Consider the following 6269-nt stretch of genomic DNA (forward strand, 5'->3'; position numbering starts at 1 on the left):
CGTCCGGTCGTCCATGAAGTGCAGGTCCCACAACATGCAGTCGGTGGACCATTGAAGGCTGTAGATCGCCTCGTCCATCATGGCCTCTTCCAGGTCGTAGCTCCCCCGGAACGCCGCATAGACCTCGCGCCCCAACGGGAAGCGCACCTTCTGGTGAATCCTCTCCGCACTCCGATACTGGTCCCACAGCATGGCGCTCTTCCCCCACGCATACCGGCGCTCGTAGGCGGAGCCCATCTCGAAGGCCCCCAGGCGATAGCGCAGTCCCACGAAGCTCTTGAGCATCTGCTGGTCCGCGTCGTCCCGGTCGTAGAACCAGGCGGCGCCCCTCAGGTCCGCAAAGAGTTCCACCTCCGGGCTGAGAGGCCTCTCGAAATAGCTGTGGGCCTCGAGTCCCCACCGGGACGTGAAATCCCCTTCCTGAGCCAGGAGCTTCTCCCGATAGCTGCCGAAGGAGGCGGCCAGGCTGAGCCAGGCCCAGGGGGAGGTCCTGAACCACGGGGTCTGGAGGACCAGTTCCGGCTCGCGGTCCAGGCGTCCCTTATACTTGTGGAGGGAGTCCTTCTGGTCCTCCACGTACTCGTCCCGCCGCCAGTTCAGCCGCGCGCGCCAGCCGTCGCGCTCGTAGATCAGGGAGGCGGAGGGGCGCCAGATCGTCTCCGACCAGGCGTCGTCCCACGAGTACTCCATTTGGGCCAGGAGGCTGAAGTTGTGGCCCAGGTCCTGCTCCACCGAGAAGAGCCACTCGGCCCCGCTCCTGCCCGCCCAGGCGAAGCCCAGCGAGAAGGACCCCGTCTCCCATGCCAAAGTTCCCGTCAGGCCGCCACCGGTGCCGCGGGAGTCGCTGTGCTGAACGTAGGGGAGCACGGAGTAGCGCACCGCCCGCCGTTTGATCTGCACCACGTAGTCCAGCGGGGAGGTCATGATGTAGGTCCTGCCCAGGTAGATTCGAGGCTTCTTCGCCACGATGCGCTTGCCGGGGACGAAGGAGATGCTCTTCGACTCCAGGTGGTAGTGGGGATGGTCCAGCACGCAGGTCGTCAGAGAAACCTGCCGCCACTGAGCGACGTAGTCCTCGGAGCCACCGACCCGTCCCTTCACGACCCCGCGCTCCACGGCCATGTCCCAGGGCATGACGTTGATCTCCCCGCCGTAGACGTAGAGCGTCCCGTCCTGGAGGGGCATCTTCGTGGCGGCGCCGGTCATCACCCCCTCCTGGTTCACCAGGTCGTAGTCCAGGTGGTCCCCCAGCAGCGACCTGCCCTCCCGGCTCATGATCACCCGCTCCCCCGGCAGCGGCATGGCCTGCACCTTCTGAGTCTCGGCGTCGTAGTCGATGCGCTCCGCCTGGATCGTCGTCCCCTGGTAGCTCAGGCTCGCCTTCCCCTCCGCCCTGGCCTGCCCCGTCGCGTCGTTGAAGGAGACGCGGTCCGCGTTCAGGACCACCTTCTCGTCCGCCCCCTGAGCGGGAAGGGACGCTGAAGCCATCAAGAGGAGCACAAGCGCCAAAGTCCGCGCCGCGGCCGCAAGGCCCCGGACAGAGACGCCCTTTGCCCCCGTCATCCCAAGGGTTTCGTCCATTGGAGCTGACCTCCTTTTTCCAATAGGACCACTCCCGTCCGGTCCATGCTGGCCTCCGGAGCCGACAGGAGAAACTCGTCGTCGTAGAGCGTCAGCCCTCTGGGAAAGACGAAGTCGCCGCTGGCCTCGGACCAGAGCAGCCGGGGGCTCTCCAGGTTCCAGATTCGGGCGGGCGCCTCGAGCGTCCCCAGGAGGCCGTTGACGCAGGCCGTCCTCTCGTCGTTGGAGTAGACGCCCTCCGCGCCGAAAAGATACCACTCCCCGCCCTCCCTGATCTGCCGGCGGACGTCCACCGACCGGACGGCGACGAGCTCTCCCCTGCGCTCCAGGTAGGGGACGCGGACGTGCCAGACGTCGCCCGACACCTCGCGAGCCAGCTGCATGTTCTCCATGACGAGGCCCGGTATGTTCATCAGCCCCTCCCGCAGGAGGTCCACGTCGAGCCGCATGTCCCGCATCGCGTAGCGCACGAGCGCCACGATGCCGACGACGAGGACGCCCATGCCGACCTTTACCCGACTGACCTTCATGGCTGCCCCCTCTCCGGCAAGACGCCTGAACCCGACCTCACCAGACGACCTTCCACGCCATCCCCTCGCGCACGATGCCCAGGGTGCGCGTCACCAGGGAGCGGAACATCAATACCCTCCGGTCGGTGATCACCTTCGCCCGCTCCTCGCCGATCCACTCGATGCGGTACTCCTCCTTCAGGCCGGCGCGAAACTCCGCGGCCCGCGCCACCTCCTTCGCGAAGTTCTCGCGGGAGATGACCCGCCGGGAGGCGTCCGAGAGCATGTCGTACATCTCCCCGGCGCGATTGGCGGCCCACAGGCTCAGGAACTGCCGCAGCACCTGTTCGCGGCTCACGTAGGAGTTCTCCTCATTCAGCTGCCTGGGCGTCCCTCCCCCGCTGCGGCCCGAAGAGGGGGCGTCCCCGGAAGCCGCACCCCGCTCCCGAACGGACCTCACGAAGTCCGCCATGCCGCGCGAGTCCTCGGAGAGCAGCGGGGGGATGGGACGCGGGGCAGCGGGCGGGATGGGCTCCTTCGGCTTGATGACCTTCGGCTGCTCCCCCGACGGCGGCCTGGGCGTCACCTTGCGGACGGACTTTTTTCCCCTGGAGGGGAGGTCCACGACCACCACCTCCGGGGCCGCGGGGGCCTCCGGGGCTTCAGGCTCCCTGACCTCCAGGGGGCTGAAGGCGAAGACACGCTCGCCCCCTCCCCCGATCCCCCGGATCACCAGGGCAAGGTCGTCGTCCGCCTGTTTGGGGAAGAACACGAGCCCCTGCACGACGCCGGACGCGGGCGCGTCCAAGGCGGAGTCGTAGCGGACGGGGCGAAGGCGTTCGCCCGACGAGGTCAGGAGCGCCACGTTGTCCGGCACCGGCGTCAGGCTCACGGGGGCCGCCCCGAAGGAGTAGACGCTCACCAGAAAGGCCTCCGAGCTGTCCAGGCGAAGGTCCGCGACGAAGGCGCTCCGATAGGCCTCCTTCTGGACCTCCGTCATGCCCCGGCGGGCCGCCTCGGCCTCCACCCAGGGCTCAATCAGCGCCTCCGGGTAGTGGAGCACCCAAACGTAGCAGTCCTGCCCCCAGTGCGCCGCCGTACACCGCTCCAGGATGCGAAACGCCTCGTCCGGAGCCTCCTGGGCCCCTGCCCGGCGGGAGCACGTCAAGCCAAGGGCCAACAGCACCGCGACAAGGAGGGACGACCTCCATCGCCCTCCCCTCAGGCGCCGCGGGCAGACACTGGACACCCACTGAATCAAGGCGTCAGCGCACCTTCTGCTCCGGCGGCAGATCAAAGTTGCCCGGCGCTCCTCCGTCCTCCGTCGTCTCCGGCGGGGCGGTTCGACGGGTCCTCTCCGGGTTCAGGATCTTGTCGCTCTTGATGATGGTGTCGCGGTCCGGGTCGTAAGAGGGAGCCTGCGATGGGTCCGACGGACGCGGCGCGTCGCCCCCCCGGACGCTCTGCTGAATGGCGGACAGTGGGTCTACGCGCAGGCTGTCGGGGATGGGGTAGGCGTAGACCTCCACGTCGCCCGAAGTCTGCACGAAGGTGATGGAGCCCTCCGGGATCCGGATGGAGTTGCCGCGGATAAAGAGGCCGCCGATCAGCCCAACGGGCCCCAGCAGCGCAGCGCCGGCAATGCTAGCCGCCCCGGCGCCGACGATGGCGCCCTCGCCGCGGTCTCCCGTCTTGCGGGCCTCGTCAATGGCCTTCTTCGCCGCTTCGCCGACGGCCACCGGGGGGCGCTGGGGCCCCAGGGGCTTCAATCCGTTGAACGTCAGGCGCACCTCGCCCGGAACGCCGAACACGCGGGGCTTCACCACCTCGCGGACCTCCGTCAGGACCAGGGAACCGCGGGGGCCACAAGGCACTGGTCCACGACCAGGTCGTTCGTCAGCTCGATGCGAACCTGGTCCCCTTCCCTGTTCTTGGCCGGGCTCAGCTCGTCCATAAAGCGCAGCCTCAGCGGCACGTTGCCCGGAAGGGTGACCACACGGAAGGTGACGGGGTCCGTCACCAGCGTGGACAGGAGGTGTTCCACCCGCATCGCGATGGGCTTGCCGTGCTGGACCTCCCCGTCCAGGTCCGCTTCCAGCGTCTCGAGGCGGCTGACGGCCGATCGGGAGGCGTAGATCTTCTTGTTGACGATCCACTCCGCGACCCCCAGCTTGAAGATCATTGAGGGCTGGTCCTCCGTGCCGACCTCGAGGAAGTTCAGGATCGCCGCATGGCGCTCGGCGATGGTGCCCGGAAGGCTGCGGCCGAACAGCGCCTCCTCCACCGAGGAGAGCCGCTCCGTGAGGCCTCCCTTGGAGGTGTCGCCGTACACGATCGTCTCGATGTGCTCCATCATCTGCGCCGAGGAGCTCTTGTCCCCGTCCTTGGCCCCCGCGCCGCAGGGGACGGCCATGGAGAGGAGCAACGCGGCCGCCAACAGCAAAAACGTTCTTTTCAAGGTCAATATACCTCCCTCATTGTCTCTTGGGCCAAAGGGCTAACCGCGGTCCGCGCGCTGGCGCTCCAGGGCCATGCCCACAAAGCCGGCGAAGAGTGGATGGGGCCGGATCGGTCGGGATTTCAGCTCCCCGTGGAACTGCCCGCCCACGAACCAGGGGTGCCCCGGCAGCTCCACCAGCTCCACCAGGTCCTGCTTCGGACAGACCCCGGCCACCTTCAGCCCAGCCCCCTCCAGGCGTTCGCGATAGGCGTTGTTGAACTCGTAGCGGTGGCGGTGGCGCTCCGAGATGTGGAGCGTCCCGTAGGCGCGGGCGGCCAGCGTCCCCTCCGTCAGGTCGCAGGGGTAGGCCCCCAGCCGCATCGTCCCCCCCAGCCTGTCGATGTTCCGCTGTTCCTCCATCAGGTGGATGACGGGGTGCAGGGTGGAGGGGTCCATCTCCTTGCTGTGGGCGCCGTGCAGGTGGCAGACGTTGCGCGCGTACTCCACCACCATCATCTGCATCCCAAGGCAGATCCCCAGGAGGGGGACCCGGTTCTCCCGCGCGTACTGAATGGCGCGGATCATGCCCTCCACGCCCCTAGGACCGAACCCGCCGGGGATCAGGATGCCGTCCATGGAGCCAAGGACGCCCGCGAGGTCGCAGGAGTCCAGGTCCTCCGCCTCGACCGAGTGGACCTTGACGCGCACGTCGTGGTGGATGCCCGCGTGGTGGAGTGCCTCCACCACGCTGAGGTAGGCGTCCTTGTGCTGGACGTACTTGCCCACCAGCGCGATGTCCACGGATTCCTGTGGGTTCATGAAGCGGTCCACGACGCGGCTCCAGTCCGAGAGGTCGGGCTCCGCGTCGCAGGGGAGCTCCAGGTAGCGGAGGATCAGGTCATCCAACCTCTGCCGGTGCAGGGCCATGGGCACGTTGTAGATCGTCGGCTCGTCCATGACCTCGATGACCGCCTCGGAAGGGACGGTGCAGAAGAGCGCGATCTTGTTCTTCATGCCCTGGTCCATGGGGTGACTGGTGCGGCACACGAGAAGGTTGGGCAGGATGCCGATGCGCCGCAGTTCCTGGACGCTGTGCTGGGTGGGCTTCGTCTTGAGCTCCTGCGCCGCCTCGAGCCACGGGATCAGCGTGACGTGGCAGTAGACGACGTTCTCCCGCCCGACGCGGTTCGCCATCTGGCGTATCGCCTCCAGGAAGGGCTGGCTCTCGATGTCGCCAACGGTGCCGCCGATCTCCACGATCAGGACGTCAAGCCCTTCTCCGGCGCGCACGAGGCGCTCCTGAATGTCGTTCGTGATGTGGGGGATCACCTGCACCGTCCCCCCCAGATAGTCCCCCCGGCGTTCCCTCGCGATGACGCTGGAGTAGATCTTTCCCGTCGTGATCGTGTTCTGCTCGCTGAGCGTCTCGTCGATAAAGCGCTCGTAGTGCCCCAGGTCCAGGTCCGTCTCGGCGCCATCGTCCGTCACGAACACCTCACCGTGTTGAAAGGGGTTCATCGTGCCGGCGTCCACGTTCAAATAAGGGTCCACCTTGAGGATGGAGACCTTCAGGCCCCGCTTTTTCAGCAGGGTGCCCACGGATCCGGCCGTAATCCCCTTCCCCAGCGAGGAGACCACGCCGCCAGTGATAAAGACGTACTTCACCATTCCTCGATGCCCCCTTGGACTTAACGGTTGACAGTTCTCGACGACTTATACCAATTCGCGTTTAATGATTG

General features: G+C 66.9%; 6 protein-coding genes. All 6 read right to left on the reverse strand.

Annotation, left to right across the window (positions count from 1 at the left end; all coding sequences use genetic code 11):
• Positions 1-1581, reverse strand: a 1581-nt coding sequence (locus SY1_RS04070; RefSeq protein ID WP_208872793.1) for an LPS-assembly protein LptD, incomplete at its 3' end; no start/stop codon positions are given.
• Complete coding sequence (locus SY1_RS04075; RefSeq protein ID WP_015556272.1) at positions 1560-2111, reverse strand: hypothetical protein; 552 nt, start codon at positions 2109-2111, stop codon at positions 1560-1562. The genes SY1_RS04070 and SY1_RS04075, both read right to left, overlap by 22 nt.
• Positions 2112-2148: 37 nt before the next feature.
• Complete coding sequence (locus tag SY1_RS04080; RefSeq protein ID WP_208872795.1) at positions 2149-3270, reverse strand: hypothetical protein; 1122 nt, start codon at positions 3268-3270, stop codon at positions 2149-2151.
• 85 nt (positions 3271-3355) lie between these two features.
• Positions 3356-3916 carry a hypothetical protein gene (locus SY1_RS04085; RefSeq protein ID WP_208872796.1) on the reverse strand — a complete coding sequence of 187 codons (561 nt, stop codon included), beginning with the start codon at positions 3914-3916 and terminating at the stop codon, positions 3356-3358.
• 14 nt (positions 3917-3930) lie between these two features.
• Complete coding sequence (locus SY1_RS04090; RefSeq protein ID WP_208872798.1) at positions 3931-4548, reverse strand: hypothetical protein; 618 nt, start codon at positions 4546-4548, stop codon at positions 3931-3933.
• A 39-nt stretch (positions 4549-4587) separates the two neighbouring features.
• A complete protein-coding gene (locus SY1_RS04095; RefSeq protein WP_015556273.1) occupies positions 4588-6198 on the reverse strand; it encodes a CTP synthase in 1611 nt (536 codons plus the stop codon).
• Positions 6199-6269 lie beyond the last annotated feature (71 nt).

It is taken from the genome of Fretibacterium fastidiosum, from assembly GCF_000210715.1.
Taxonomy (GTDB): Bacteria; Synergistota; Synergistia; order Synergistales; family Aminobacteriaceae; genus Fretibacterium; species Fretibacterium fastidiosum.

Bases quoted from the DNA above. Each gene is read 5' to 3' on its own strand.
- SY1_RS04075 (WP_015556272.1), bottom strand. From the start codon at position 2,111: ATGAAGGTCAGTCGGGTAAAGGTCGGCATGGGCGTCCTCGTCGTCGGC.
- SY1_RS04095 (WP_015556273.1), bottom strand. From the start codon at position 6,198: ATGGTGAAGTACGTCTTTATCACTGGCGGCGTGGTCTCCTCGCTGGGG.